Origin of the sequence: Vibrio penaeicida (assembly GCF_019977755.1) — a bacterium.
In the GTDB taxonomy this organism is placed as follows: Bacteria; Pseudomonadota; Gammaproteobacteria; order Enterobacterales; family Vibrionaceae; genus Vibrio; species Vibrio penaeicida.
Genome location: NZ_AP025145.1, coordinates 1,367,286 through 1,394,179, shown reverse-complemented (window position 1 = coordinate 1,394,179; position 26,894 = coordinate 1,367,286). Strand labels below are relative to the sequence as shown.

The 26,894-nt window shown below is 42.6% G+C and carries 20 protein-coding genes and 1 pseudogene; 9 read left to right on the top strand and 12 right to left on the bottom strand.

The genetic code is table 11. The annotated features are described in order from the left end of the window. Positions 1-9: 9 nt before the first annotated feature. From LDO37_RS24525 to LDO37_RS24510, 4 genes are all read right to left on the bottom strand, one after another. A complete protein-coding gene (locus tag LDO37_RS24525; RefSeq protein ID WP_126609956.1) occupies positions 10-972 on the bottom strand; it encodes a transposase in 963 nt (320 codons plus the stop codon). A gap of 519 nt (positions 973-1,491) precedes the next feature. After that, positions 1,492-2,916 carry a helicase C-terminal domain-containing protein gene (locus LDO37_RS24520; protein WP_224055477.1) on the bottom strand — a complete coding sequence of 475 codons (1,425 nt, stop codon included), beginning with the start codon at positions 2,914-2,916 and terminating at the stop codon, positions 1,492-1,494. A gap of 119 nt (positions 2,917-3,035) precedes the next feature. Next, positions 3,036-3,956 (bottom strand): DEAD/DEAH box helicase family protein, encoded by a 921-nt coding sequence (locus tag LDO37_RS24515; RefSeq protein WP_224055476.1) that lies wholly within the window; start codon positions 3,954-3,956, stop codon positions 3,036-3,038. A 1-nt stretch (position 3,957) separates the two neighbouring features. Continuing rightward, complete coding sequence (locus LDO37_RS24510; RefSeq protein WP_224055475.1) at positions 3,958-4,716, bottom strand: hypothetical protein; 759 nt, start codon at positions 4,714-4,716, stop codon at positions 3,958-3,960. Positions 4,717-4,956: 240 nt separating this feature from the next. Between LDO37_RS24510 and LDO37_RS24505 the strand changes: the two genes are divergently transcribed. After that, positions 4,957-5,127, top strand: a complete 171-nt coding sequence (locus LDO37_RS24505) for a hypothetical protein (RefSeq protein WP_185829714.1) — start codon at positions 4,957-4,959, stop codon at positions 5,125-5,127. A 128-nt stretch (positions 5,128-5,255) separates the two neighbouring features. Here LDO37_RS24505 and LDO37_RS24500 read toward each other — a convergent pair. Then, a pseudogene (locus LDO37_RS24500) lies at positions 5,256-6,368 on the bottom strand (IS3 family transposase). A gap of 413 nt (positions 6,369-6,781) precedes the next feature. Here LDO37_RS24500 and LDO37_RS24495 point away from each other — a divergent pair. Beyond that, positions 6,782-7,935 (top strand): IS3 family transposase gene (locus LDO37_RS24495; RefSeq protein ID WP_224056044.1). Its coding sequence is split into 2 segments (ribosomal slippage): positions 6,782-7,028 and positions 7,028-7,935, totalling 1,155 coding nucleotides; the frame shifts between segments, so codons are not numbered across the junction. Positions 7,936-8,137: 202 nt separating this feature from the next. Here LDO37_RS24495 and gcvP read toward each other — a convergent pair. From gcvP to LDO37_RS24480, 3 genes are read right to left on the bottom strand one after another with little or no spacing between them, the layout of a single operon-like run. Then, on the bottom strand, positions 8,138-11,002 hold the full coding sequence (gene gcvP, locus LDO37_RS24490) for an aminomethyl-transferring glycine dehydrogenase (RefSeq protein ID WP_126606962.1): 2,865 nt from the start codon (positions 11,000-11,002) through the stop codon (positions 8,138-8,140). Between the two features lie 30 nt (positions 11,003-11,032). Further along, positions 11,033-11,413 carry a glycine cleavage system protein GcvH gene (gcvH, locus tag LDO37_RS24485; RefSeq protein WP_126606963.1) on the bottom strand — a complete coding sequence of 127 codons (381 nt, stop codon included), beginning with the start codon at positions 11,411-11,413 and terminating at the stop codon, positions 11,033-11,035. Positions 11,414-11,447: 34 nt separating this feature from the next. Beyond that, the gene (locus tag LDO37_RS24480; protein ID WP_126606964.1) at positions 11,448-12,746 is read right to left on the bottom strand and encodes a serine hydroxymethyltransferase; all 1,299 of its coding nucleotides are present in this window, start codon (positions 12,744-12,746) and stop codon (positions 11,448-11,450) included. 493 nt (positions 12,747-13,239) lie between these two features. Here LDO37_RS24480 and LDO37_RS24475 point away from each other — a divergent pair, with 493 nt between their 5' ends. The 4 genes from LDO37_RS24475 to LDO37_RS24460 all read left to right on the top strand — a co-directional run bounded on the left by LDO37_RS24475 (position 13,240) and on the right by LDO37_RS24460 (position 17,886). Next, positions 13,240-13,863 (top strand): helix-turn-helix domain-containing protein, encoded by a 624-nt coding sequence (locus LDO37_RS24475; RefSeq protein WP_101115159.1) that lies wholly within the window; start codon positions 13,240-13,242, stop codon positions 13,861-13,863. Positions 13,864-14,229: 366 nt separating this feature from the next. Continuing rightward, positions 14,230-15,357, top strand: a complete 1,128-nt coding sequence (gene gcvT, locus LDO37_RS24470; RefSeq protein ID WP_185829885.1) for a glycine cleavage system aminomethyltransferase GcvT — start codon at positions 14,230-14,232, stop codon at positions 15,355-15,357. A gap of 198 nt (positions 15,358-15,555) precedes the next feature. Next, positions 15,556-16,617, top strand: a complete 1,062-nt coding sequence (locus tag LDO37_RS24465; protein ID WP_126608946.1) for a S1 family peptidase — start codon at positions 15,556-15,558, stop codon at positions 16,615-16,617. Positions 16,618-16,857: 240 nt separating this feature from the next. After that, positions 16,858-17,886 carry a S1 family peptidase gene (locus LDO37_RS24460; protein ID WP_185829886.1) on the top strand — a complete coding sequence of 343 codons (1,029 nt, stop codon included), beginning with the start codon at positions 16,858-16,860 and terminating at the stop codon, positions 17,884-17,886. On the opposite strand, the gene LDO37_RS24455 is transcribed toward LDO37_RS24460, so the two are convergent. The 4 genes from LDO37_RS24455 to fruB all read right to left on the bottom strand — a co-directional run bounded on the left by LDO37_RS24455 (position 17,854) and on the right by fruB (position 22,777). Beyond that, entirely contained in the window at positions 17,854-18,381 is a 528-nt protein-coding gene (locus LDO37_RS24455; RefSeq protein WP_126608948.1) for a phenolic acid decarboxylase, read from the bottom strand. The two genes, LDO37_RS24460 and LDO37_RS24455, sit on opposite strands and share 33 nt — an antisense overlap. Before the next feature lie 400 nt (positions 18,382-18,781). Then, positions 18,782-20,551, bottom strand: coding sequence for a PTS fructose-like transporter subunit IIB (locus tag LDO37_RS24450; RefSeq protein ID WP_126608949.1), 1,770 nt, complete (start codon positions 20,549-20,551; stop codon positions 18,782-18,784). An 11-nt stretch (positions 20,552-20,562) separates the two neighbouring features. Beyond that, positions 20,563-21,627 carry a hexose kinase gene (locus LDO37_RS24445; RefSeq protein ID WP_126608950.1) on the bottom strand — a complete coding sequence of 355 codons (1,065 nt, stop codon included), beginning with the start codon at positions 21,625-21,627 and terminating at the stop codon, positions 20,563-20,565. Between the two features lie 4 nt (positions 21,628-21,631). Further along, the gene (gene fruB, locus LDO37_RS24440; RefSeq protein WP_126608951.1) at positions 21,632-22,777 is read right to left on the bottom strand and encodes a fused PTS fructose transporter subunit IIA/HPr protein; all 1,146 of its coding nucleotides are present in this window, start codon (positions 22,775-22,777) and stop codon (positions 21,632-21,634) included. A gap of 298 nt (positions 22,778-23,075) precedes the next feature. Between fruB and cra the strand changes: the two genes are divergently transcribed. The 3 genes from cra (at position 23,076) to LDO37_RS24425 (ending at position 26,726) form a co-directional block, all read left to right on the top strand. Continuing rightward, positions 23,076-24,056 (top strand): catabolite repressor/activator, encoded by a 981-nt coding sequence (gene cra / locus LDO37_RS24435; RefSeq protein WP_126608952.1) that lies wholly within the window; start codon positions 23,076-23,078, stop codon positions 24,054-24,056. A 197-nt stretch (positions 24,057-24,253) separates the two neighbouring features. After that, on the top strand, positions 24,254-24,730 hold the full coding sequence (locus LDO37_RS24430) for a DUF3015 family protein (protein ID WP_126608953.1): 477 nt from the start codon (positions 24,254-24,256) through the stop codon (positions 24,728-24,730). Positions 24,731-24,800: 70 nt separating this feature from the next. Beyond that, complete coding sequence (locus LDO37_RS24425) at positions 24,801-26,726, top strand: Lnb N-terminal periplasmic domain-containing protein (RefSeq protein ID WP_185829887.1); 1,926 nt, start codon at positions 24,801-24,803, stop codon at positions 26,724-26,726. Positions 26,727-26,894 lie beyond the last annotated feature (168 nt).

Below are 26,894 nucleotides of genomic sequence, written 5' to 3'. Positions count from 1 at the left end.
TTCTCGCGATTAGCTATCAGGGAGCCGAAAGCCCGAGACTCGCTTTCGTTTTAACACTGGTAGCGCATGTTTTATCGAATGTTCCTTACCAATCACATTTCCTCTTTCCAGCTGAGTGCAGGCGTTTAGCCACGTTTCTTGGCTAATGCCTAATCGATTAAGGATAGGTGGGAGAGTGTTAGCGATATTTCCCCGTTTGTCGTCGCGAATTTGCCTACCAGTCCAGTCGACCAATTCCAAATAATCCATCAATCTAAAAGGGATACCTTGTGGCATATCTTTTCGAGGGTTACCTACGAACGGATATAAACAGGGGGAGGAGATGTTATTCTCTTTAAGAACATCAATTCTGGCTTTCACGGAAGTGTATTCTGACGTTTCGGGGCTGCCTGCGATGTTGGATCTAACCGGATTTAAATCGACATAAGCCATGGCGGCGGCGAGGGCTGATTCGTCTAGAAGCGCCTGGCTTTTAAATCGCCCTTCCCAAAAATGCCCTGTGCAACCGTCTTCTTTGTTGGCTTGCGTGGCTATGTACTGGTTCAGTAAACGCATAAACCAACTGATGCTCGACAATCTCTCACGCCAAGTGCCAATAATGTCATGAATTTTTAGTAGTTCGGCTTCTGATAGAGCGTCTTGTTTTAACCACTTTTGAATCAGCAATGGAGGAGTATGAAAGCTCAGCCATCTTTCACAAATGTCTTGGTCAGACAAAGACTGCGCATCTTCTTGGTTGACATGAAGAACAACATGGTAGTGGTTACTCATAATGGAGTAGGCGCATACATCGATACAAAATACATGTGCCAGTTTCAGCAATCGCTCTTCAATCCAGCCTCGACGGTGTTCAAAACATCGGTTTTGCTGCGAATCGTAACCGCATAAGAATGAGCGCCGCACACAGCGTGAAACACAATGATAATAGGGTGTTGCTTCTAGGCTGATTAACTGAGCACGGGCTTTGGTCATGGTTACGAAGTTCTCTTTAAAAAGAAGAGGGTTCACCATACGCGAAAGCTTTAGAGTGGAAAACGGGCGAGTGCAGCCTTTGTGGATTTAGGCGCAACTCACTGTAATTGATGGTTTTCATATTTTCTTAGAGTGAGTGTCCCCGTTATTCTCACGAAGCTCTCTTTAAAAAGAAAAGAGCTCACCCTACGCGAAAGCTTTAGAGTGGAAAACGGGCTAGTACAGCCTTTGTGGATTTAGGCGCAACTCACTGTAATTGATGGGTTTCGTATTTTCTTAGGGTGAGTGTCCCCGTTAATTCGTTTGTGGATCTAGGCACAACTCACTGTAATTGATGGGTTTCGTATTTTCTTAGAGTGAGTGTTCCTTAAAGTTCTTTTTATGCGTTCAAAAGAGCTAGTCGGTGAAGTGAATTACAATTCACCGATCTATAGCTCGCAATAGCTTATTATCTCAACTTTAGGATAAGGTGATTTTCATTTAAAATGAAGTCAAAATATTCGATTTCTACACGTTAAATTAAATATCCACGAATTTACTTATTTCGAACTTTATGAGGTCATCTTGAGAACTAATATATTTCGAGAAATCATCATTAAACTCTACTAATCCATGTTCATTAATGGATAAATTTCTTATTTGCTTATCTCGAACTAACTTATTTATCAAAGAGCCACTAATACCTAGCTTTACAAACTCAGAGTTAGACTTATTTGTAGTCCCATAAATATATAGTTCATATTCTTCCTCAGAAATAACATCCAAATCATACATTACATTAACAAAGTTATTTAATGTATATGATACAAAATCACTCTCTATTTTTATTTTAACTAACGCGATATTCGCAAGCTCTTTGTTGGATTTACTCGAAAGATCAATGTAAACAAGCTTTCCTCTCCTACCATCTATATTTATCTTACCGATTTCTCCATAAGAGTCCCCAATATAGAATTCTCTACCTTGTGGAAGGTACTTTATCGATTGGAAGTAACTAATAGTATCAGATATATGCTCTTTTAAACTTAGTCTGTGGAGATTTCCGGTAAACATCTTGTAGAAATCCCGCGCTTTAATATGTTGCAATCGGAGAAAATCCATCTTAGCAAAGTAACTTTCTAAGCCTTGGATAAAAAATAAATAAATTTTATCTATTATATGAGAATCCCTCCACTCTGGATGCAGAGTTATCATATCTGCTTTACTTGAAAGTCTATCTATAACCTGTTCAGGACTGGAGTAAAAAGAAAGAATATCAGACTCAAGAAGAACTTTCTTAACTCTATTATTATCATCCAATTCACTGGTTATAAGAAAATCTTCAACACCTTTAATTTCTCGATATTCGGATAATTTTTTCTCCAAAGTTAGAACTTTTTCTATATTATTTCTGTTCTTAGCTTTTTCGAGTTCTAGCTTCATTTTTTCTATATCAAAATTCACTAAAAGAGGATTCTCTAGGTTATCTTTGAATACGCCACTCTTTAGCTTTATAATTTGATTCTCCATATTTCCACCTTTACGGTTAAAATCTTCTGAGTTAACAAAATGAACGCTAGGTTGAAGTTTATCTAGAGATTTTCTTCCATCATCAAATACTTCATTCAATCGATTGACTCTACCAATTAAATTAGTTAGAGATTTTGCATCGAGTGAGTTCGTATTCATTATATACATATTGTCTACAGGTAAATTCACACCTTCAAGTATTACAGAGTTAGCAACCACATATTTAACATCTTTATTCTTTGAAAATTTATACTCCAAATATTCTTTAATTAAATCTGGTAGTTTTCCATGGAGATAAACCAATCCCTTCTTTATGTATTCAACACAATAAAAGTCTTTATGAACATTCTTAGAAATTACATCAGAGAGCTCCACTAAGCTAGGAGAGTCTACTAGCTCTAACTTCGAGTCAAGGAGTATAGATAGTTCTTCCACCTTTTTGGGAGCCCGAAGGTATAGAAAGTTCTTCTCTTTACTATTATTAATTATATAATTTAGATAGCTATTACTATTCCCTGATTCAAAGAAGACATCTAGAAATCGATTGTACTTCCTTACTTCACCTGACTCTTTATATTCATATATATCAGGCTCCTTAATGTTACTAATGATTTTTTTTCGAATATTTCTTGTTTACTATCAACCTTTAGATTATCTGAGCTAGATATTAAAGGTGATAAGTAGTAATTGATTGATTTTCGATTCCTTTTTCTATTTCTTCTGATAAGCCTAGTTAGTAATAAGCTTCTAGAGTCATAGCTAAATAGGTTATGGGCTTCATCAATAATTAACAAATCAAAAAAAACCCTTTCGTCCTTTAGAAGCCTTAACGCTCGTTCTTGAGTAAATATCGCGATAAAGTCTTCTGATCCATCATACATTTCATCATGGAATATTATATTCCTTTTTGAAAAGTTTGATTTAATTAGTTTGTATGTTTGGATTAAAAGAGATTTTGTTGGAACAATTATAGCAACTTTATTAAAATCTTTTTCTCTTATAATCTCTGTAATCAAAGAACTCTTTCCAAAAGATGTAGGTGCAATATAGCAGTTTTCTTCATCTTGGCTTTCAACTAGTTGTACTCTAGAATTTCTTTGTTCGTATGTTTCAACAATATCATTGTGTTTAAATTTACTTAACTGGTAAGACAGACTAAATTCAGAAGAAGCATTAATATGGTATAGATTGTGTTTAGTAATATATTTTGATATTGGATACAAGCCAAAGTTGGCACTAACATCAAGTAATGGCTCATAAACATTATTGTTGATTGCACACTTAAGGACGATAAAGTAAGCAAGTTCAAAATATAAATGCCTGCGATTATCCTTACGATACTCTTCAAGAAAAAGTACTGCACACCCCAGCATGTACTCCATTTCCTCAATATTCAAAGGAGTATTGAGCGACATTTTTCTCATAGAAGAGAAAAATATGTCATTATCTTTAAGCCAACTAAAAGAAATTGCCAAACTATTCACCTAGATAATTTTTAAATAATTCTAAACCATTTTTTGATATACATATAGCGTCCAATGACATGCAATCATATTCCTTTAAGAATTCATGCTCTAATAAAATTTCGGAATTTTTATTACTGCTCAAAACTGAATTTAAAAAAATAGTTGAGCAAGGAATTATTTTATAATCTTTAATGTTTGTATACTTACCTGAATCATACATGTCTCTAAGCTTTGCTATTTTTTTCCTTATTCCTTTTTCAGCTCCTACATCAATATGACTAGCATGATTATATGCGTTTTTCCAAGGGTTATTTTTTCCCTTTTCGCACTTACCGGACACATAGTTTTTTAAATCTGTATATGCTGTATTAAGCTTCTTTTTATGGCTGATCCCCTTTGTTAAGAGCGCTCCGGATTTACTTTCTACTAAAAAAGTTTCATAGTCTTTAGAAAACAAACCATCAAAGCCTTTCTTTATTGAGTTTTCTTCCAAATTGAAGAATAAAAACTCTTGCTTGAAGCTAAGCTGATTCAAGTAGAGATGAACAAAGAACTCGGCAATAGCTCCCATCTGTATCTCTACACTTTTAGTTTCAAGGAACTTTGCTAGTCTCTTCTTAACTAAGTCGATCTTACTATCTGAGTCACCTTCACAAATCGACACAAAGTATGTATCTAATAGCTTCTTTGTATCTTCAGTTATCGATTCGATTTCTATGACATGTAAAGATTTTGAAGAATCAAGCTGTATACATTCTGAATTCAGCATCTAACCACAAACCACCTTATTGCTATTATTATCAAATAGTTAAACTAATCACTTTTCAAAATGTATCCTATCTTACAAAAAAGCACAATTAGTTTAGGGACAATAGTGCTTTGCTTATACATGAGTAGTGTGGATATGTAGATATTTGCAAAAAGGATAAATTATCATTGTCTATTATCAACCCTTTTTCATTGACTTGTTTAGCGTAAAAAAGCCTGATGTTCTAGTAAAAGCTATGAAATGGAAGAACTTGGAAAACGTTTGAGTCCCATTGATGTCTTTTCACAAGATGACCGCTGGATAAGTCAAAATTTTGATTGCTGCCCAGAATCACGCATTCTCGAACAAATTAAAACAAGAAATACATTGCTAGCCTTATCCAAAGTCTATCTTGGAGCAGCATTAATGTAACCCCAATGAATTACAGCGTCCCTATCGCCAAAAGCTCTATAAATAGCCGTATGGCTCATCATCATAAGGTCGCCTAGTACACAAACTGTGCCTGATTTCATTTTAATAGCTGTGTAAACATCCCTTTTTTAGTGACACCCTAAATTAGAGTCTTCCGGCAATTTCAACTTAGCAAGATATTCCCAAGGGGTCAGGTCACCCAGCGAGCTGTGGGGACGTTCATCGTTGTATTCTCGAACCCAGTTTTCTGTTAGCTCACGTACCTCTTTTAACGTTCTGAACACATACATGTTGAGTATTTCATCTCGATAGGTCCGGTTGAACCTTTCAACAAACGAGTTTTGTGTGGGCTTGCCTGGCTGTATGAATTCGAGTTGTATGTCATGTTGTTCCGCCCATTCAGCTAAAGCCGTTGAGATAAACTCTGGACCGTTATCCATACGTAACTGACTCGGATAACCTCGCCAGGCGACGATGCGTTCCAACACGCGAACAACTCTTTGAGCGGGAAGATTCAAGTCAATTTCAATGGCCAGCACTTCACGGTTAAAGTCATCGATAACATTGAACGTCCTGAAGCGTCTACCACACATCAGTGAATCGCTCATGAAATCCATTGACCAACATTGATTGAACGTTTCTGGCACACAGAGAGGGGCAGGCTCTCTTGTTGGTAGCCGCTTCTTTCCACGACGGCGCTTATTCAACTTCAGTTCGCAGTAGAGTCGATGCACTCGTTTGTGGTTCCAGCGATACCCCCATCGCTTAAGCACTTTGAATAACATGCCAAAACCATATGCAGGATAACGTTCAACGGCTTCTTGCAAGGCGGCAATCACAGGGGTATCTCGGTGCTTATCTGGTCGATACCGATAGACCGAGTCACTGATGCCGACTAAACGACAAGCCCTACGCAGACTCACACAGTGACAATTATTGACGTAATCCACCCACTCTCGCCGAATCGTGGGCTTTTACAGCTTTTTTTCGACGATATCCTTAAGGATTTTATGGTCGAGGCTCAGTTCAGCAAACATTTGCTTCAGGCGTCGGTTTTCATCCTCAAGCTCCTTCAGTCGCTTCACGTCTGAGGCTTCCATGCCGCCGTACTTGGACTTCCAGTTGTAGTAAGTGGCATCTGATATGCCATACTCTCGGCAGACCTCTTTGACCAACCTGCCAGCCTCAACTTCTTTCAGAATCTTGACGATTTGCGTTTCTGTATAGCGTGATTTTTTCATCAGTGTTCTCCATTTGGTTTAGTTTAAACCGAAGAACTCTAATTCTAAATGTCCCTAGTTTAGGGGATGATTACATAGTGACAAGCAATAAAAAATCAGACAAACCGAAATTTGTCTGATTTTTAAATATACCAAGCTTAGATCTCCTCCAAACTAGGCACTTTGTCTAAAATTAGAATTCTCTGGCACTGCTAATGATCACAGATAACTAAGATGGAAACTAGCTAGCTTTCTAAATCAGACATCTGGAATACTTCTCAAAAATAACCAAGTTGCAAACTCCCACCGCTTAATGGCAAATGAAGCCATCAGGTTTGGTTAACTAAGTTGAAAACTCTCTCTTCAATAGAATGATCCGCCCCAGCAGTTTTGGACACCAAGTTAAGTGAGTACAATCACTAACGAGGTGAACAATGACAACTAACAAAAAAACTAGAATTAAACATTCCCCTGAATTTAAGGCAGAAGCTTTGAAGCTATCAGAGAAAGTGGGAGTTGCTGCGGCAGCGAGGCAGCTCGGGTTGCATGAATCCCAGATCTACGGTTGGCGTAAGGCAATTAAAAAAGACACCAGTACCAGTCAGCGTGAAAGAGATCTCGCTGCCGAAGTCGCCAAGCTCAAAAGGCAATTGGCTGAGCAAGCTGAAGAGCTAGATATCGTAAAAAAGGCCGCCACCTACTTCGCGAAAAATCTAAAGTAGATTGCTATGAATTTATGCTAGAACACCTTCTGTGTTTCAATGTGGTCCGCATGGCTAAGGTGTTCGAAGTTTCACGAAGTGGGTTCTATTACTGGATTAAGCATCGCCACAAGTACATCCAGCGTGAGGCAATACGCCAAAAGCTTGATGAAAAAGTCAAAAAAGCTTTTGACAATAGTAAGGGGCGTGATGGCTCAAGGCGCATCCAGAAAGAGCTAGCTGAGAATGGGGATAGCCGTAATGTTAAAACCATTGCCGCCAGTATGAAGCGTCAGGATTTAACGCCGAAAGCGGCACGCAAGTTTAAATGTACGACGGATAGCAAGCATAAGATGCCCGTAGCGCCGAACTTGCTAGCTCAAGACTTTAACGCAACGGCTCCGAATCAAAAATGGGCGGGAGATATCACGTATCTTGCCACGAGCGAAGGCTGGTTGTATCTGGCTGTCATCATCGACCTTTACTCACGACAAGTGATCGGTTGGTCAATGGATACGAGGATGACGGCAACTCTGGTCTGCGATGCATTATCAATGGCTCTGTTCCGTCGAGGGTTCCCTGAGCATGTTACTGTCCATAGTGATCGAGGTAGCCAGTATTGCTCAAAAGACTATAGGGACATAATAAGTGCTTATAACCTAAAACAAAGTATGAGTAGAAAAGGAAACTGTTGGGATAATGCGTGTGTTGAGAGCTTCTTCCATTCTATGAAAGTCGAGGCGATCCAATACGAACCGATCATGACAAGAAATGAGATGCGCCAAACGGTCTTCGAGTACATTGAGGTTGATTATAATCGGATGAGAAGGCACAGTGCTCTTGGGTATCTAAGCCCAGTTAACTTTGAACAGCAAAATGTCGCTTAATGAAGTGTCCAGTCTTGCTGGAGCAGATCACAGCTAAGTTAACGCTATTAAGTTGGTTATTCATATGTGCTAGAACGACCCCAAAAGAAAAGGCGAACCAATTGGTTCGCCTTTTGTTATTCAAGTTAGTTTCCAACTTAGTTGTCGGTTTTCAACTCGGTTATCACAGTTTCCAACTTGGTTATCTGTGATCAGCTAAAAACTAGTCTTCGTAATTCTCAATGCTTGGGCAAGAGCAAATAAGGTTACGGTCGCCGTACACGTTGTCTACGCGGTTAACCGTTGGCCAGTATTTCGATGCTTTTGCTTGCGCAGATGGGAAGCACGCCAGCTCACGTGAGTAAGGGCGGTTCCACTCGTCTTCAGACAAGTCAGCTTGAGTGTGAGGGGCATTAACCAATGGGTTGTTGTCCAGTGGCCATTCGCCGTCTTTCACTTTAGACATTTCTTCACGGATGGCGATCATCGCGTTACAGAAACGGTCTATCTCAGCCAAATCTTCAGATTCCGTTGGCTCAACCATCAACGTACCCGCTACTGGGAACGACATGGTTGGCGCGTGGAAGCCGTAGTCCATCAAACGTTTTGCGATGTCTTCTTCACTGATGCCGGTTTCTTCTTTCAGCGGACGAATATCAATAATACATTCGTGCGCTACGCGGCCGTTGGTGCCACGGTAAAGAACAGGGTAGTGAGAACGCAAGCGTTCCATGATGTAGTTTGCGTTTAGAATCGCCAGTTTCGTTGCTTCCGTTAGACCTTGTGTGCCCATCATCGCGATGTAAGCCCAAGAAATTGGAAGAATCGAAGCACTGCCTAAATCGGCTGCGGCTACTGCGTAATCTTCGCCCTGTACACCGTTTTCGATGTGACCTGGCAAGAAAGGTGCTAGGTGCGATTTCACACCGATAGGCCCCATACCCGGACCGCCACCACCGTGTGGAATACAGAACGTTTTGTGTAAGTTCAAGTGAGAAACGTCTGAACCGATAAAGCCTGGAGAAGTTAAGCCTACCTGCGCGTTCATGTTTGCGCCGTCTAGGTAAACTTGGCCGCCAGCCTCGTGAACCATTTCGCACACTTCTTTCACTTGCTCTTCGTATACGCCGTGCGTAGAAGGGTAGGTGATCATAATGCTTGAAAGGTTGTCTCTGTGTTTCTCGATCTTAGCCGCTAAGTCGTCCATTGCGATGTTGCCATCGTCATCACACTTAACGATCACGACTTTCATCGACATCATTGAAGCTGTGGCTGGGTTAGTTCCGTGTGCAGAGCTTGGGATCAAACAAACGTTACGGTGACCTTCGCCACGGCTAGCGTGGTAGCGCTGAATCGCGATAAGACCCGCGTATTCGCCCGATGCACCCGAGTTCGGTTGCAAAGAGAAGTCATCGTAGCCAGTGATTTCACATAGCTTCTGTTTTAGATCTTGAGCAAGTGCTGTGTAACCAGCCGCTTGGTCTAGTGGTGCGAATGGGTGAATCGCGCCAAATTCTGGCCAAGTGACAGGGATCATTTCTGCGGCTGCGTTCAATTTCATTGTGCAGCTGCCTAGCGGGATCATACCGTGAGTCAGCGAGAAATCTTTGTTCTCAAGCTGCTTCAGGTAACGCATCATTTGCGTTTCGCTGTGGTGCGTATTGAATACAGGGTGAGTCAGGTACTCAGATTCGCGACGGCACGCTTCTGGAATTGCTGCAAATTCGTTGCCTTCAATTTCCGCAGACAGCGTTTCCACGTTTTGCTCTGCACCGAATACGCCAAATAGCGCTTCTAGGTCTTGAGTTGTCGTGGTTTCATCAAGGCTGATACCGATTTGGCCATCAAGTTGACGAAGGTTGATGTCGGCTTGCTGTGCTTTTTCAAGCAATGCTGCCGTTTTGTCGCCTGTGTTTAGCGTGATGGTATCGAAGAAGCTGTTATGAGCTAGCTCGTAACCTGCTTTCGTTAAACCTGCCGCCAAAATAGCCGTTAGGTGATGCGTACGACGAGCAATAGTGCGTAAGCCTTCTGCGCCGTGATACACAGCAAAGAAAGAAGCCATGTTCGCAAGCAGTGCTTGAGCCGTACAGATGTTCGATGTCGCTTTCTCGCGGCGGATGTGCTGCTCACGAGTTTGCATCGCCATACGAAGCGCTTGGTTGCCTTTTGTATCGATGGAAACACCGATAACACGGCCAGGCATGGTACGTTTGTGCTTGTCACGAGTGGCCATAAATGCCGCGTGAGGACCGCCGTATCCCATTGGAACACCAAAGCGTTGCGCACTACCGATAGCAACATCGGCGCCCATTTCTCCAGCCGGTTTCAATAGGGCACAAGCGAGTAGATCCGTTGCAACCGTTACAAGCGTTTTGTTTGCTTGTGCTTTAGCGATGATATCGCTGAGGTCACGAACTTCACCCGTTGTACCCGGATATTGAATCAGAGCACCAAATACATCGTGCTCTGGCAGAGATTCTGCTGTGCCAGTGATTACTTCAAAACCAATAAACTCGGCGCGAGTTTTCACTACCGCAAGAGTTTGAGGGTGCACGTCGTCCGCGACGAAGAATACGTTGCTTTTGCTTTTACCTGCACGCTTACACAAGGTCATGGCTTCAGCGGCTGCTGTTGCTTCGTCCAGTAGGGATGCGTTGGCAATTTCCATACCCGTCAAATCCATCACCATTTGCTGGTAATTCAGCAATGCTTCAAGACGACCCTGAGAAATCTCAGGTTGATATGGTGTATAAGCTGTGTACCAACCAGGGTTTTCCAGCACGTTACGTAAAATCACGTTCGGCGTGAAGGTGTTGTAATAACCTTGGCCAATGAAAGTACGCTTGATTTGGTTTTGGTTAGCAAATTTTTTCATCGCTAGAAGCATGTCTGCTTCGCTCATAGGAGCTTCATCACTCATTGGTGACTCTAGGCGAATTTGTGCAGGTACGGTTTCTTCAATCAGAGCATCTAAGCTAGATGCATTAACCGCATCCAGCATGTGTTTTTGTTCTGATTTATTTGGGCCGTTGTGGCGCGCAATAAACTCGTTGTCCGTGCTTAGGTTGTGAAGTAACTCTGTCATAATCTCTATCTACCGCGACTCGTCGATTATTTATTCGTCTTCAATACTGTTAAGGTATTCTTCTGAATCTTTCAGGTTGTCCAGTTCAGAAGCGTCTGCCATCTTAACTTTAACGATCCAACCGCCTTCGTACGATTCTTCGTTAATCAGTTCAGGGCTGTCTTCTAGCTCTTCATTGATTTCAACAATTTCACCAGTAATAGGCGCGTAAATGTCTGACGCTGCTTTTACTGATTCAACTAATGAGAAGCTTTCGCCCGCTTCAATGCTGTCGCCTGCTTCTGGCAGGTCTACGAATACGACATCGCCAAGCATCTGCTGAGCGTGCTCTGAGATACCGATAGTAACGGTGCCGTCACCATTGTCTTTAACCCACTCGTGGCTATCAGCAAACTTCAGTGTATTGTCCATTGATTTGTCTCCAAAAATTCCCAGGTGATGATTATTATTGGTAAAGCGGGAAGCGACTGCAGAGGTCTTTCACTTGCTTTTTAACGCGTTGCTCGACTTCTGCGTTGCCTTCTGGGCTTTCTACTAAGCCATCCAGCACATCGCCAATCCACTCTCCGATCAGTTTAAATTCTTCATTTCCGAAACCGCGGCTTGTTCCGGCAGGCGTACCTAAGCGAATGCCTGATGTAATCATAGGCTTCTCTGAATCAAATGGTATGCCGTTTTTGTTACATGTGATGCCTGCACGTTCCAACGCTTCTTCTGTTTGGTTTCCTTTCAATCCTTTCGGACGAAGGTCAACCAACATTAGGTGCGTGTCCGTACCGTTAGTCACGATGTCACAGCCACGATTTTGCAATACTTCAGCTAAAACTTTTGCGTTACTTACCACAGTATCAATGTAAGTCTTGAATTCTGGACCTAATGCTTCACCGAACGCGACGGCTTTGGCGGCGATCACATGCATTAAAGGACCGCCTTGTAATCCAGGAAATACTGCGGAGTTAATTTTTTTGATGATGTCTTCGTGATTGGTAAGAATCATGCCACCACGCGGTCCACGAAGTGTTTTGTGCGTTGTTGTTGTTACAACGTGTGCGTGAGGTAGTGGGCTAGGGTGAGCGCCTGTTGCGATAAGACCGGCAATGTGCGCCATATCGACCATTAGGATAGCGCCAACTTCGTCTGCAATTTCGCGGAATTTAGCGAAATCGATAACACGTGGGATAGCACTGCCACCCGCGATGATCATTTTAGGTTGGTGCTCTTTTGCTAGTGCAAGAACATCATCGTAGTTAATTTCTAGAGTTTCTTTGTCTACGCCATATTGAACAGCGTTAAACCACTTACCAGAAAGCGCAGGGCGTGCACCGTGTGTTAGGTGACCACCAGCATCCAGAGACATCCCCAAAATGGTGTCTCCAGGTTGCAGCAATGCCAGCTTCACCGCGCCGTTTGCTTGCGCACCAGAGTGAGGCTGAACATTTACGTATTCACAGTCGAATAGTTTCTTTGCACGTTCAATTGCAATGGCTTCGACGGTGTCTACGTGTTCACAACCACCGTAGTAACGACGACCCGGGTAACCTTCTGCGTACTTGTTTGTTAGGCATGTGCCTTGGGCTTGCATTACCGCTTTCGATACGATGTTTTCAGAAGCGATAAGCTCAATTTGGTCGTTTTGACGAGCACTTTCTGCTTGGATTCCAGCGAAAACAGCGTCGTCTGTGGCAGCGAGGTTAGTAGAGAAGAAGTTCTCAAGGCTGTGATTTTGGTAAGATTTGTTGTTCATGGCAGATAACCTTCCATTTGTCTGGCTAGTATGGCTCTAAATTGGCCGTGTTCTTTAATTAAGCCAGGCTTCCTTTGTTTCTCTGAAATGGCTTACGTTCTGAAGCCATTCCAGCGCGAGTCCGTGAACTTCTCATTTCTGCCGTTTACTACGTAATGGGTTTGGCAATTTCAATCTAAAACGACGTTTTAGCCAAACGTTTGCTTTTTCGGTGCGGATTGTAGGGTAAGTTGCACTCGAATGGCAGTGTTTTTTGTATGTAAATGACCTATTACGTAATACGTTAGAAATGTGCGAGAAAGTTCCCCATCTAACAAGGTCGTAACATAACGTTAGTTGAGTAGACAATCAATCAAAAATTTCCTATTGGAAACATGTTTTCCTATTTTGCTACATGGCGCACTGTTTAATTTCATCCGACTACTTTCATGTTCACGCGTCTCTGTGCACAATAAAAGAACAGCATTAGGAAGTACGAAAATAAGAGGGATGCATGTCTGAAGACATCTACGATGAGTACCCATCAGTAACGCTTGCAAAAGAGCCTCAAGACGAGAATATCGAACCGTTAAAGCTTGGGAAGCGCTTAAAAGAAATCCGAATGAAGCTTGGCTTAACTTTGGAAGATGCAAGCAAGCGTACAGGGCTTGCTCGATCCACGCTTTCTAAGATAGAAAACGAACAAATTTCGCCTACGTTCCAAGCCATGCAAAAACTGGCGAATGGTTTGCGAATAGATATGCCTCAACTCTTTGAACCACCAAGAAAAAAAGTGGCAACGGGTAGGAGAGATCTTACGCGTTCTGGAGAGGGTAAACCCCACCCAACTCCCACCTATGAGCACGAGCTACTGGCCACTCAACTTTCTAATAAAAAAATGATGCCGTTTAAAAGCCGTATACGGGCAAGGAATTTTGAAGATTATAACGATTGGGTTCGTCACGACGGAGAGGAGTTTCTTCTGATCTTAGAAGGGGATGTTTTGTTCTTTTCAGAATTTTATGAACCCGTTCCGATGACCGTTGGCGATAGCGTTTATTATGACGCCAATATGGGTCATATGTTGGTCTCGACCAGTGATGAAGATGCCCAAATTTTGTGGGTGACGGCTAAATAACGTTAAATTCCTTAAGTTTCTTATAGTGAAGGCAAACGTTTGCTTTGCTTTCGTAACTGCTTCATTTAATAAAAAATTTCACAATAAATACTCAAAAAACACACCAATGTATGATGTAACAAAGTTGTGAAATATCACAATTTTACTGATCTTATACGTCCGATCGGTTTAAAAGCGAGTCAACTTTATCTACTATTGGAAACAAATCTTAACTTTGTAGAAACATCTGTGTGTCTTTACAAAGCGAAAAGACAGTATTTGATGATAAAACACCATCGACTGTCTTTGTTTTTATAAAAGGGAAACGAACTGTTACCTTTTAAGCCAGTTTTAAAACGTCGACGAAGTCAGCCAGGGCTTGGCGATATGGAGAATACAATGACTGAATTACTGAAAACCCCACTGCACGCGCTTCACGTAGAAGTTGGAGCGAAAATGGTACCGTTTGCAGGATACGATATGCCTGTTCAGTACCCATTGGGTGTGAAGAAAGAGCATTTGCATACACGTGATGCGGCTGGCTTGTTCGATGTATCGCACATGGGGCAGCTTAAGCTTCACGGTCCTGATGCGGCGAAAGCGTTAGAAGCACTTGTTCCGGTTGATATTGTTGATCTTCCTGTAGGAAACCAGCGTTACGCGTTCTTCACAAATGAAGAAGGCGGCATTATGGATGACTTGATGGTGGCTAATTTTGGCGATCATCTATTCGTTGTCGTTAACGCAGCGTGTAAAGAGCAAGATATTGCCCACCTACGCGCTAACCTGCCTGAGTCGGTAGAACTAGAGCTAATTGAAGATCGCGCTTTGCTTGCATTGCAAGGTCCAAAAGCTGCGGAAGTATTGGCGCGCCTTGCACCTGAAGTATGTGAGATGGTATTTATGGATGCTCGTTCAATTGAGATTCTTGGTGAACCTTGCTTGGTGAGCCGTTCTGGCTACACCGGTGAAGATGGTTACGAGATCTCTGTATCAGCTGGTAAAGCTCAAGAGTTGGCTCGTGCGCTAACTGAATTCGCGGAAGTGGAGTGGATTGGTCTTGGTGCACGTGATTCATTGCGTTTGGAGTGTGGTCTTTGCCTTTACGGTCACGATCTAGACACAACAACGACACCTGTTGAAGCAAGCCTATTGTGGGGCATTCAGAAAATTCGTCGTACAGATGGCGAGCGTGCAGGTGGTTTCCCTGGCGCAGACATCATTCTTGAGCAAATCGCGACGAAGAATGTTTCTCGTAAGCGTATTGGCTTGATTGGTCAAACGAAAGCACCAGTGCGTGAAGGGGCAAAGTTGTTTGATGCAGATGACAATGAAATCGGTATCGTAACCAGTGGTACTGCGGGCCCGACAGCGGGTAAGCCAGTTTCTATGGGTTATGTAAAAACAGAATTTGCTGCCATTGGTACAGAGGTATTTGCTGAAGTACGTGGTAAAAAACTGGCAATGACTGTTGAGAAAATGCCGTTTGTACCTCAGCGTTACTATCGCGGCTAATTTTAAATTTTTCGAAAATCTGAGCGGCTATTCTTTACGGAATAGCCGCTTTTTTTTGACCCGATGTAATGTGATGCTTACGAGCGGTTACGTTTGAAACATCGAATATGCTGTATGAATGGATATAATGATCATCGACTACAAGATTGAGCGATGCTTAAATGAGCCATCGTAAAACATAGAAATAGAGGGGTAAATATGACTAAATCTTTGATTACATTGCTAACGATGATGCCTTTTACTGCGATTGCTTCCAATAATGTCAACCCAGCAATCGTCAATGGGAGTGTGGCGAGCAGTACGAATTACCCTTCCATTGCCACACTTTTCATCGATACGCTTGAATACGATGGGCGTTATTCCACTGGCAACTATTGTGGGGCAAGCATCATAGATGCTAATCATGTACTGACTGCTGCCCATTGTGTTTATAACAATACGCTGGCGAGCCTGTTAACAACGGTTGTCCCTCAATTAGATAATGAAGAAGATTTCCCCTCTAAAGTTCAACCCTTTGGCGCGAAACAGCGAGTTCGAGTCAGCGCGATTTATTACCCAGACAACTACTCAGATTCCAATCAAGATCTGCTGCCTAACGATATAGCCCTGCTCAAGTTGGAAACGCCTCTTACGTTTTCTTCAAGTGTTTTCCCATCTATACCATTAACAATGACGGATTTTATTGAATCGACATACCGCGCGACTTCGTCTGCTGTTTTTACTGCGGTTGGTCATGGGAACACTCAAAGCAATAATGATGATAGAAAACAGAAATACGGATACTTACCACTGCTTAAAACCAGTTTGGAAGTTGCGACCCCAGCAGAGTGCAGTTCAACATTCGTCAACGGAAATAAGCTAACCGATAGTCACTTATGTTTCAAAGACACTAATACTGCATCTGGGTTATTGAACAGTGTATGCCAAGGTGACTCTGGAGGCCCCGCTTATTGGACGGACCCTAACTCACAAATACAATATCAAGTTGGTATAGCAAGCTTTGTCACCAGTACATGTGGAAGTTCAGATCAAACTAAAGTGACCTCTGTTTATACAGAAGTGAAAGACTATCAATCTTGGATTGCTAGTGTGATCGCTGGCAATGAAACGCCAAAAGCCATTTCTAATGATGCACTCAGAAGAGAATGGTTGCAGAAATACAGCTTAAGTCCAAACACAAGCAGTAGTAGCGGTGGGTCTATAGGGTGGTTAGCGATGGCGCTTCTCATGTTTGCCAGTATTGCTCGAAAACGTAAGTAATCTATCACGCTATAAATAATAGAGGGTCTCATTCCATATGAGGCTCTTTTTTTTTATTTTTTCCGTCACCAGATAACTTACTGATATTGATGATGTAATTAAAATGTTAATAATATGTTTTTATAAATTGGCTCAGCGTCGAGGTGCGATGTTCAATTAATTTATGCCGTGTGATCTAAATCTCTCCTACTATTTTTATAGAGCTTCAATATCTTTGGGATGTTTATTGGGGAGAGTTCTATGCGCAATGTGTTGTTATTAATGCTTGTTTTTTCGGCTCAGTACGCAGTCAGTGCTGAACAAGTTTCACCAGCAATTGTTAACGGAAACAACGCTTACATTTCATCTTATCCTTACATGGCAAGCCTTTATTACGATAGACGTGAAGATTACGGTTACTACGGTAATTACTGTGGGGCAACCATTCTAGATGCGAAACACGTAATGACAGCGGCACATTGTGTCCAAGACAATTATTACAATAAATATACCACTGTCGTATTGCAGTTAGAGCGCGAGGGGGATTTTAATAGCGCGCAAAAAATACCCGCGAAATCTTTTTATTATCGAGATGACTACCGAGACGGATCCTATTACCTATGGGAGAATGACATCGCGATCATTGAACTTGAATACGCGATGGAAGGGGTGCCTTCTTCTCAATTTGTACCACTACCTGTTAGTGGTGATGACACAAACTATCGAGTTAACGGCGCAAAGTTTCAAGCGGTAGGGCACGGGAACACCAAGTCAAACTACGACAGTTCTGACCATCTACTTCAAGTGGCGTTGGATTACGTTGACCAAGTAACTTGTACCGCTTTTGCATCGGTGAAAGGAGGGCACATCTGTACAAAGGGCGATTACAACTCCACATCTGGTCTTCATGGTGCTATTTGTCAGGGGGACTCTGGTGGACCGCTACTCTGGTTTGATGGCTCCAAATACCGACAAATTGGCATTGCGAGCTTTGGACCAAGCGTTTGTGGCAACCCTTCAGTCTCTGTCCATGGGGTGTTTACTGAGGTATTAGATTACGTTCCTTGGATAAATAGCGTATTGGCTGGGAACGAAACACCGAAATACTCTGTTGACGGCTCAACCACAGGAGGCGTCGTCCCTAAATCAGAACCAGAGGCTGAAGCTACGAGCGATACTAGCTCTGAAGCGGGCGGAGTTAGCCTATTGGCAATGATGTTGTTATTAATTGCTGCCTGCTGGAGGCAGCAAGCAACATTACAAGGCAGGCAAAAGATTTTTGTCAGGTAAGCATTCAGGGTAATTACTTGGTAATTCATGTGGCGGGCAAGCAATGACTTGCTCGTTGTTTTCACCACATTCTCTTAAGTAGACGAGCGTCGCAAAGCTACTGATTAATTCAGTGGGGTAGACAGGACCAGCATCGCGTAGCGCTTCCATTTCTTCAAGATGCTCGTTTTGGTAACAAGCAATTTTCTCGGGACTTTCAACGATCCAACGTGGGAAATAAATAGTTCCATGGACGATGTAGTCTACGAGATTGAAAGACAATGAAACGTCTGTTCCTGTTGGTTCAACCCAAGAAATTCGAAATACGTCTTTTGCAATCTGAACCATGACCACTTCTTGATCTTTTACCCAGCGCCCGCCAACGATACCACTGTGAACACGATAGTCGATAGTGTGGTCGTTCTTTACGTAGCACTCGTATCGCCAGCCTTGGTCGTAATCGTAGATAACACTTTTCCCAACGATACCACTAAGGTCTTCTTTGTTGAAACTCATGGATTTTCCTTGTTGTTTTTTAGGTCTAAGTACCTTGGAATGGGTGAGTCTTTGCACTGCTTTCTTTTCCTTGAACAGAGGCAGCTTACGAGACTCTGAATTCCGCATCATAGATTTTATAAAATGAAAAAGTAAACGAGATATGCATGGATTTATGATGTTCTGTCCGATTTCATTATCTTTGTGGTGGTGATGGGATATTAGAAGGAAACGAAAGGTCGAACGGGCGAAAAACTAGAAGAAGAGCGAAAGAGCAACCCTTTTATTCGTTTAAGAGTAAGCTGAAGATACAGAGCTGGGCTAAAAAAGCGTTGAGGATAGCCTCAAATACTTTCGCGGTATTTGAGGCTTTATACTGAGACTTTTTACTGAGGCTAAGTGGGTATATTGAACACGAAGGCTACGCTGTGACGGCTTTAAGCTCTGCGTGTTTTTTTAATGCAACGTATCCGAATCCGGTTAATGCTGTTCCCGCAGCGATGGCGACTAAATACATCAATACTGGGCTGATGGCGTTTGGAATGAGCAAGACAAAAAGCCCACCATGCGGCGCAAGTAGTTCGGCACCAAACAGCATAGATAGTGCGCCAGTTAAAGCACCGCCAGCCATGCAAGCAGGGATTACACGCATTGGGTCTTTCGCGGCAAACGGAATGGCACCCTCGGAAATAAAGCACAGTCCGAGCACAAAGGATGCTTTTCCGGCTTCTCTTTCACTCGCGTCGAACTTATCTTTAGCGAGGAATGTCGCCAGCCCCATACCTAGTGCTGGAACCATGCCTGCCGCCATGACTGCTGCCATTGGTGCGTAAGTTTCTGTTGCAAGCAAACCTACACCAAACGTATATGCCGCTTTATTAACGGGACCGCCTAAGTCGAAGCACATCATTGCACCTAAGATTATGCCGAGTAAAACAGCATTGGTGGAACCCATTGTGTTAAGGAATTCCGTTAACGCGTTCATAGCGCTGGAAACAGGGGTACCGACAACGTAAATCATGATCAAGCCAGTAAACAAGCTTGCAACAAGCGGGATGATCAAAATGGGCTTTAATGCTTCCATCGATTGCGGCAGCGACACTTTGTCTGCTAACCATTTTGCAGAATAACCAGCAATGAAACCTGCGGCGATACCGCCTAAGAACCCTGCTCCAGTCGAACTTGCGAGCATGCCCCCTATCAAGCCGGGCGCCAATCCAGGTCTGTCCGCAATGGAGAAGGCGATGAACCCAGCTAATATTGGCACCATTAATGCGAAAGCTGAGCCTCCTCCAATCGTCATTAGTGCTGCTGCAAGAGTTCCTTCTTCTTTGAACGCTTCAATGCCAAATACAAAGGAAAGAGCAATGGCTAAACCGCCAGCTACCACTAATGGAAGCATATGTGACACACCTGTCATTAGGTGTTTGTAAGCGCCTGTTTTTTCCTTTTTAAAGTTTGTCGAAGATGCATTGCCAGAGTGGGTATAGATTGAAGCCTCTTTAAAGGCCAACGCTACTTCCTGCTTGGTCTTTTTCAGTGCTAACCCTGTACTTGTACGATACAGAAGCTTGCCGTTAAAGCGTTCCAACGGTACTTCTATATCAGCAGCAATGATCACGAGATCCGCGTTTGCGATGTCTTCATCCGTCAATTGGTTTTTTGCGCCAACTGAGCCACGAGTTTCTACTTTGATCTTATGCCCTAAACGCTTACCTTCTCCTTCCAACGCTTCTGCTGCCATAAATGTGTGGGCAACGCCAGTGGGGCAAGCAGTGATGGCAACAATGTTTTTAGCGCGTTCATTCAAATTTTGGGGGGCGCCGGTGTCAAGAGGAGCGCTATTTCTATTTGTCACGGGCTTTGAGGCATTTTCTTCAGTGAGTACTTCGGCTTTTTCAACGGCATTTTTAAGCCATGCTTGTGGATTCTCCATCACAGTGCTGATGGGCTGCTGGTAAACTTTGAGCCCAATAAATCGTTGGGTGTCGAAGCCTTCGTGGCCAGCAATGACAATGACATCGGACTCGTTAAGGACGTCTTGAGACAGTAAATCTACTTGGCGAATAGTTGAATGGCACTCTACGTTGGCGTTAAACCCCAACGTTTTTGCAGCATTTTTCAACAATCCGGAAGCAATAATGGTGTTAGCGACACCACTTGGGCAAGCAGTAACAATAGAGATGTTCATAATGTTAACCTTTAAAGTTTAGATATTCTTTTAATTGTTATGTTGTGTTGTAAGGAAGTGACTGTGTTGAGATCGGGAACCCCAACACCTACCTGCGATACGGCTAAAGCCGATAAGGCGGTTGCGAATGACAAGGTTTGCTCATCGTCCCATTGGTTAAGGTGCCCCCAGCACATCCCGGCAACGAGAGTATCGCCTGCGCCAACCGTACTAACGATGTCGACTTTGGGCGGAGTAGAGTGCAGCCAATAATCGTCTCTTCGCCAAAGAACACCGTCAGCACCCAAAGAAATAACAAGATTTTCGATAGGCTTAGCACTTTCTATTGGCTTAGAGCTTTCTACTGGTTTAGCGCGTTCGATAGATGCTATGTTTTCTGTCGGTAGCGAGTCTTGGATAGGTAAAGAGCTTTTAGCTGGCTGTGATTCTGCAATGAGATCATCGAGAGCGGCAGCAGCATTTATGCATGCTTCTACACTGGAGAGGGGTTGGTTAACTAAGTATCCCAATTCTTCTTCATTAGGCTTGATGAGCCAAGGGCTGGATTGAATACCATGCACCAATGCTTCTCGGCTACTATCGAATACGACCTTTTTACCGAGCTTGGTGAGCATTTCTATCCAGTTTGCGCACTCAAGCGGAGTAACGCCACGTGGCAAACTGCCAGCGAGCACAAACAAATCGTGGCTTTTCGCGAGTTCTAAAAGTGTATTTTCGAACCGGTGTTTATCTTCTTCTGTAACAGCAACGCCCGGGAAGTTGATGTCACTGACGGATTTGTCATGTTCGACCAACTTTACGTTTATGCGGGTTGCGCCTTCTACTCTGATAAATTGGTCGTTTACATCAATATGATCGAAAAGCTGACAAAACATCTCTTGGTTATCTTTGCCCAAGAAACCGGTCACTGTAACGTTTGCGCCAAGCTCTTTAAGCACTCGTGCGACATTCACTCCTTTGCCGGCGGCATGAAATGCGCTTTCATTGACCAAGCTGACACTGCCTTGGTTGAGTCTATCCAACGTGCCAGTTAAATCGAGCGCTGGGTTTAGAGTGATGGTGACTATATTTTTCATAGAGTTATCCTTCACCTAAGCCAGATTCAATCGCGACTCCAATAGCATCAAGTGCTTGTTGAGCGTCGGGTCCCGAAGCCGTAAACTTCAATTCGTTGCCTCGTTTTACACCTAAGGCAATCACTTTCATTAGGCTTTTGGCGTTAGCGGGTTTTCCATCACCATTCAGGTTTTCAACTTTTATCGTTGATTCAAACTTCTTAGCTTCTGCAACCAACATGGCACCCGGGCGTGCGTGCAATCCATGTTCATTTCTTATCTTGAAAACGCCCTCTAGTTCATTCGCGCTATCTACAGCTGAGGCTTTGCTATCGATTTCTTTAGAGGAAAGCATCCCTAGCACCTGTGAAGCTGAAGAGGATGAAAGGGTAGATTGCTCGCCTCGTTCAATGATGTTTTGCAGAGCGGTAAGGTAAGGAATATGGGATTCATCGATGGCTACGACAGCGATAAGTGCTTTTACCTCCTTATCTTGAAAGGTGAAGGAATCGGTTACTGATACAAACGAGAGCCCCGTATTTAGTACACCTTTGCTAGAGCTTGCCATCCACAAACCTTGCCCTAAATGAGCCGGTTCGGATGAAAGGAGATCACTAATGGTGTTGTGACTGCACTTTTCTTGATTCTTTAGGATTCCAGCGGTAACCGCAGTAAGTTGCACCATATCCGTTGCGGGAAAATCGATAAGAATGGATGTCTCTTCCAATACCGATTTAGCTGAGCTTTTTCCATTCAAAATATCGAGGATTTCGATTGCTTTTGTCGCGACTCTCAACTTGTCTTGAACGTCATCTTCTGAGAGCACATTGGTCAGTTGTTTTAGGATACTTAAATGTTCATCAGACTTTGCAGCAATACCAATGGCAAGGTAAACGATGTTGCCATTGCCCCAATCGACTCCTTGAGGAAAGTGATGGATGCTAACGCCCGTTTTCTTAACTAACTTGCGAGTATCGGTTGTTCCATGAGGGATGGCAATGCCGTTCCCAAGGTAGGTAGAAGACTGAGATTCGCGCTCTAACATCCCTTTAACGTAGTTTGATTCCACTAATTCTTTTGCGTTCAAAGTGGTCGCAACTAATTGAATGGCTTGCGGTTTAGAACCAGCTTGGCAACCTAAAGTAATGTCGCTTTCTTTCAATGTCAGCATGGAGACCTCGTAAAGTAGTTTCATGAATCTATGGCTAATCACGATTCACGATATTGCAATTTAGCTGAATCGGTTCAGCTTTTTGGTCAAAAAAATTCAGCAAACGCTGTATATTTGTATAACCGAACGCCTGCATGCGCATCAAATAGATACTTAAACGCGTGGGTATTGTTCACATTTTGTCGTTTTGCTGAATCCTTTCAGCTTTTATACTGAAACGATTCAGCTTATAATTCAAACCTAAAATATCATCAGGATCCCGAATTATGATCCATCGCACACAACAGCAGGATCCAATATGACACTCGATGAAATAGCCAAACTGGCTGGCGTTTCGAAAACAACAGCAAGCTACGTGATAAACGGAAAAGCTCAAAAATACCGTATCAGCGAAAGAACGCAGAAAAAAGTAATGGCTGTGGTAGAAGAGCACCAGTTTCGTCCTGATCATGCGGCATCCGCATTACGAGCGGGCAGCAGCCGTTCTTTTGGGCTGGTGATTCCTGATCTTGAAAACACCAGTTACGCTAGGTTGGCGAAATTGCTAGAAGCGCAATCTAGAAATGCTGGCTTTCAGATTTTAATTGGGTGCTCTGATGATGATCCTGAAACGGAAAAAAAAGTCGTTAATGCACTTATTAGCCGGAGAGTTGATGCACTTTTTGTTGCCAGTGCTATTGCCGATGGTTCCGATTTTTATCGTCAGATTCAGCAAAGCGGCACCCCTGTTATTGCTATTGACCGAGCATTAGACGATGAGTATTTTGCCTGTGTAATCAGTGAGGATTTTGAAGGTGCTAAGTCACTGACAGAATCGATGATGAGCGGCTCTGTAAAATCGGTAGGGTTACTGGGCGCAATGCCAGAACTGAATGTTTCCAAAGAGCGTGAAATGGGTTTTTTGAAAGCTGTTTGTGATCATAATTGCGAAGTATATAAAGCTTATGGCAACCACTTTAATCGGGAGAATGGGCACGCCCTTTTTTCAAATTGGATAAATATGGGTACCGTTCCAGATGCCATCGTAGTGACTTCTTATACTCTGTTGGAAGGGATACTCGATGCTTTGTTAGACAAACCTGAGCTGCTGAATACAATCAAGCTTGGTACTTTTGGTGATAATAGACTTCTTGATTTTCTACCTATAAAAGTGAATTCGCTGCCACAGCAATTTGAGTTAATCGCAGACAGTGCCATGGAGCTTGCTTTAAATGCTTCGGCAAAGCGATATCAGTCTGGGTTAGAGTTTATTAATCGAAAATTGATTATTCGACAATAATATCGGTTTTGTTTAGCGTAAACTTCAAAACCTCTTAAATATATTTATTAGTAGAATATCACGTCACTTAATCCTTAGACGGAGAAATAAAAAACGTTGAACAGTATTACGATATTGTTGAAGGGAAAATAAATGCCAATGGAAATATATGTCACCCTGTGTAAATCGTTAATAATGATATTTAAGGGTACATCTAAATGAAAAAAATCTTATTGGCTTTTGCATTGCTGCTTTCTTCGTCTTTTGCCAATGCAAGTTATTTGAAAGAATGTGGAACAGGTCATGCTCTTACTGGCGGTGTCGCTGGTGGCTGGGTAGCGGTTACTCTAAATATTTCATCCAGTACAAGTGATGCATCTTCTTCTTATCTGACGACCCCTTCACTTTGTGGTTTCTCTTTATGGGCGGCAGCAAAGTTTATTGATTCAAATTACCCAATGCTAGAACAAGATACTGCAACGGGTAATGGTGAACACGTCGTTGCAATGTTAGACATTTTGGAATGTGACGATGCCGCTCGCCAAGAGATGTCAGCGTCTATTCGCAACGATTTCAAACAACATGTAGAGAACGAATACTACTTGAACGCCTCTCACGAAGAAAAAGTAGTGAACTACTTTAATTCTCTAGTGGGCTCGTTAGATAAAACATCTGGTACTTGCCAGGCTGTTTAAACCTTACATTTTTATATTGAAGTAACAAGCGCATGGGGATTCTCATGCGCTTTTTTATATGCGATATCCCATGAATAAAATTATCTTAGTCAGCCTTGCTTCGACATGCTTTTCATTTTTTATTTCAACAAAAGGCATTGCAGCAACAAAAAGCATTGCAGCAACAAAAAGCGTTGCTGAAGAATACGCGACTGGACAAGTGCTACATTCTTCAACCACAGAAGCACTTGCGGTGTCACCTCGGTGGCAAAAGCTTCTTCATTTTAAAAATGGGTCAAGCCAAATTAAAAATGGTTCGTTTTTTCTTTCACCTGAAGGTGGCAATAACGCATTTGCTGAGTTGGTTGAAACGATAAACGCCATTAAAAAGCCACAAGGTGAATACCCCGTCGATCTACATCCACAATGTGTGTATCCAGCGCGTGTGCAGTGGCTAAAGCGGGAACTCGGCGACTCGCTCATATTGCCAGAGATAAATTGCCCAACCTATTCCGATTGGAAGCACATGAACAATGCCGAGTCGGTCAGTGTTATTTTTGTTTCAGGTTTTTTCGGCAATCCGGCGTCGTTCTTTGGTCATTTGATGTTAAAGATGAATCAACCGTCTGGAAAGTCAGATACAGACTCTCCTTTACTGGACATGAGCATTAACTATGGAGCCGACGTCCCCGACGGCGATGGACCAATAAAATATATGGCTTATGGCTTATTGGGAGGATACGAAGCCTCTTACACCCAAGAAGACTATTACATCTACGACGCTAGCTATGCAGAGATCGAACAACGTGTTTTGTGGGAATATGAGTTAAACCTGACTGCCGAAGAAGTCGATTTGTTGCAAGATCATCTTTGGGAAATGGGGCAAGCGAAGTTTACTTACTATTTCTTATCGTTTAACTGTGCATCTCAATTGGCGAACTTCATTAATGTTGTCGTCGATTCCCCATTATTAAATCAAAATCAACCTTGGGATATGCCGATCGATGTTTTTAAAAATATTGCGAAAACAAAGCATCATGGAGAAAATTTACTGCTCCAGGTTAAAAAAAGAGATTCAAAATACGACCGTTTGCATGCGAAGTACGTAGATTTATCTTATACAGAAAAGGCAATAGCGAAGCGCTTAATTGATAACGTTCAATTTTTGAATAGCGACGAGTACATTGCGTTGAATAGCACGTCAAAATCCAAAATCTTAAGCACCCTCTATGATTACGTCGAGTTGGAAATGTCGCGAGCAAACGAGGTCGAAATCGATGCTTACAAAGCGACAAAAAGAAAGCTCATGCTTGCTAATTTGGAGTTAGCGCCAGCCGAACTTAGCAAGATCAGGCAAGAGGGTTTGCCACCACATCAAGCCCAAAATCCAATTTTAGGCAGCATTGCGTGGGTTCATAATCTGCAAAATGGCGGCGCTATGGAGTTTAGAACAAGAATTGGCTATTACGATTTTCTATCTATAGAAGCTTCTCGGTTTAAGGATTCTAACGCAACATTTTTAGACGCAAGAATTCGGACAGACGGCAATAAGGCTTGGTTGCACTCATTTGATTTTTTGAATATTGCTGCGTTGAACATATTGGACGTCGATTTGTTTGAAGAGTCACGTTGGGCGTGGAATACGCGTGTTACGGTTGAACAAGCGGATCTGAAGACACAAAACGATGAGAGGTTTCGCCTTTATTCGGGCTTCGGCTTTGCTACACGAATTTTTGGAGAAGCAGCAATGTACGCCATGCCTTCGGTAAGAGTAGACGCGACTCAATTTAACGATTCTTATGTCGGAATAGATTTGGGGCTTCTCTACACAGCAAACAGTCTCTGGAAGTCGCATTTGAAACTCACCCCATATGCGACTATTAATCCAGAACATTCAACATCCTTTAAGCTCAGTTGGGAAAACAGGTTTGGTGACAGCGCTACGTGGGACACCCGAGTCAAAATTGAACACGACAAGCAAGCGGAAGTAACCTTATCGAGCAATTGGTATTTTTGATGCTTGCTTGGTGCGTTTGATTGATGGCTGTGATTTGAACCAAAACAGAAATCTCATGACCCAAAGTGAGAATCATTTTCATGTAAAGTGATCTGCTTCTCACTTATGAGCTGTTTATAAAATAAAAATTTTGTTTGATATTTCATATTAAATCGATTGCATTTTGAT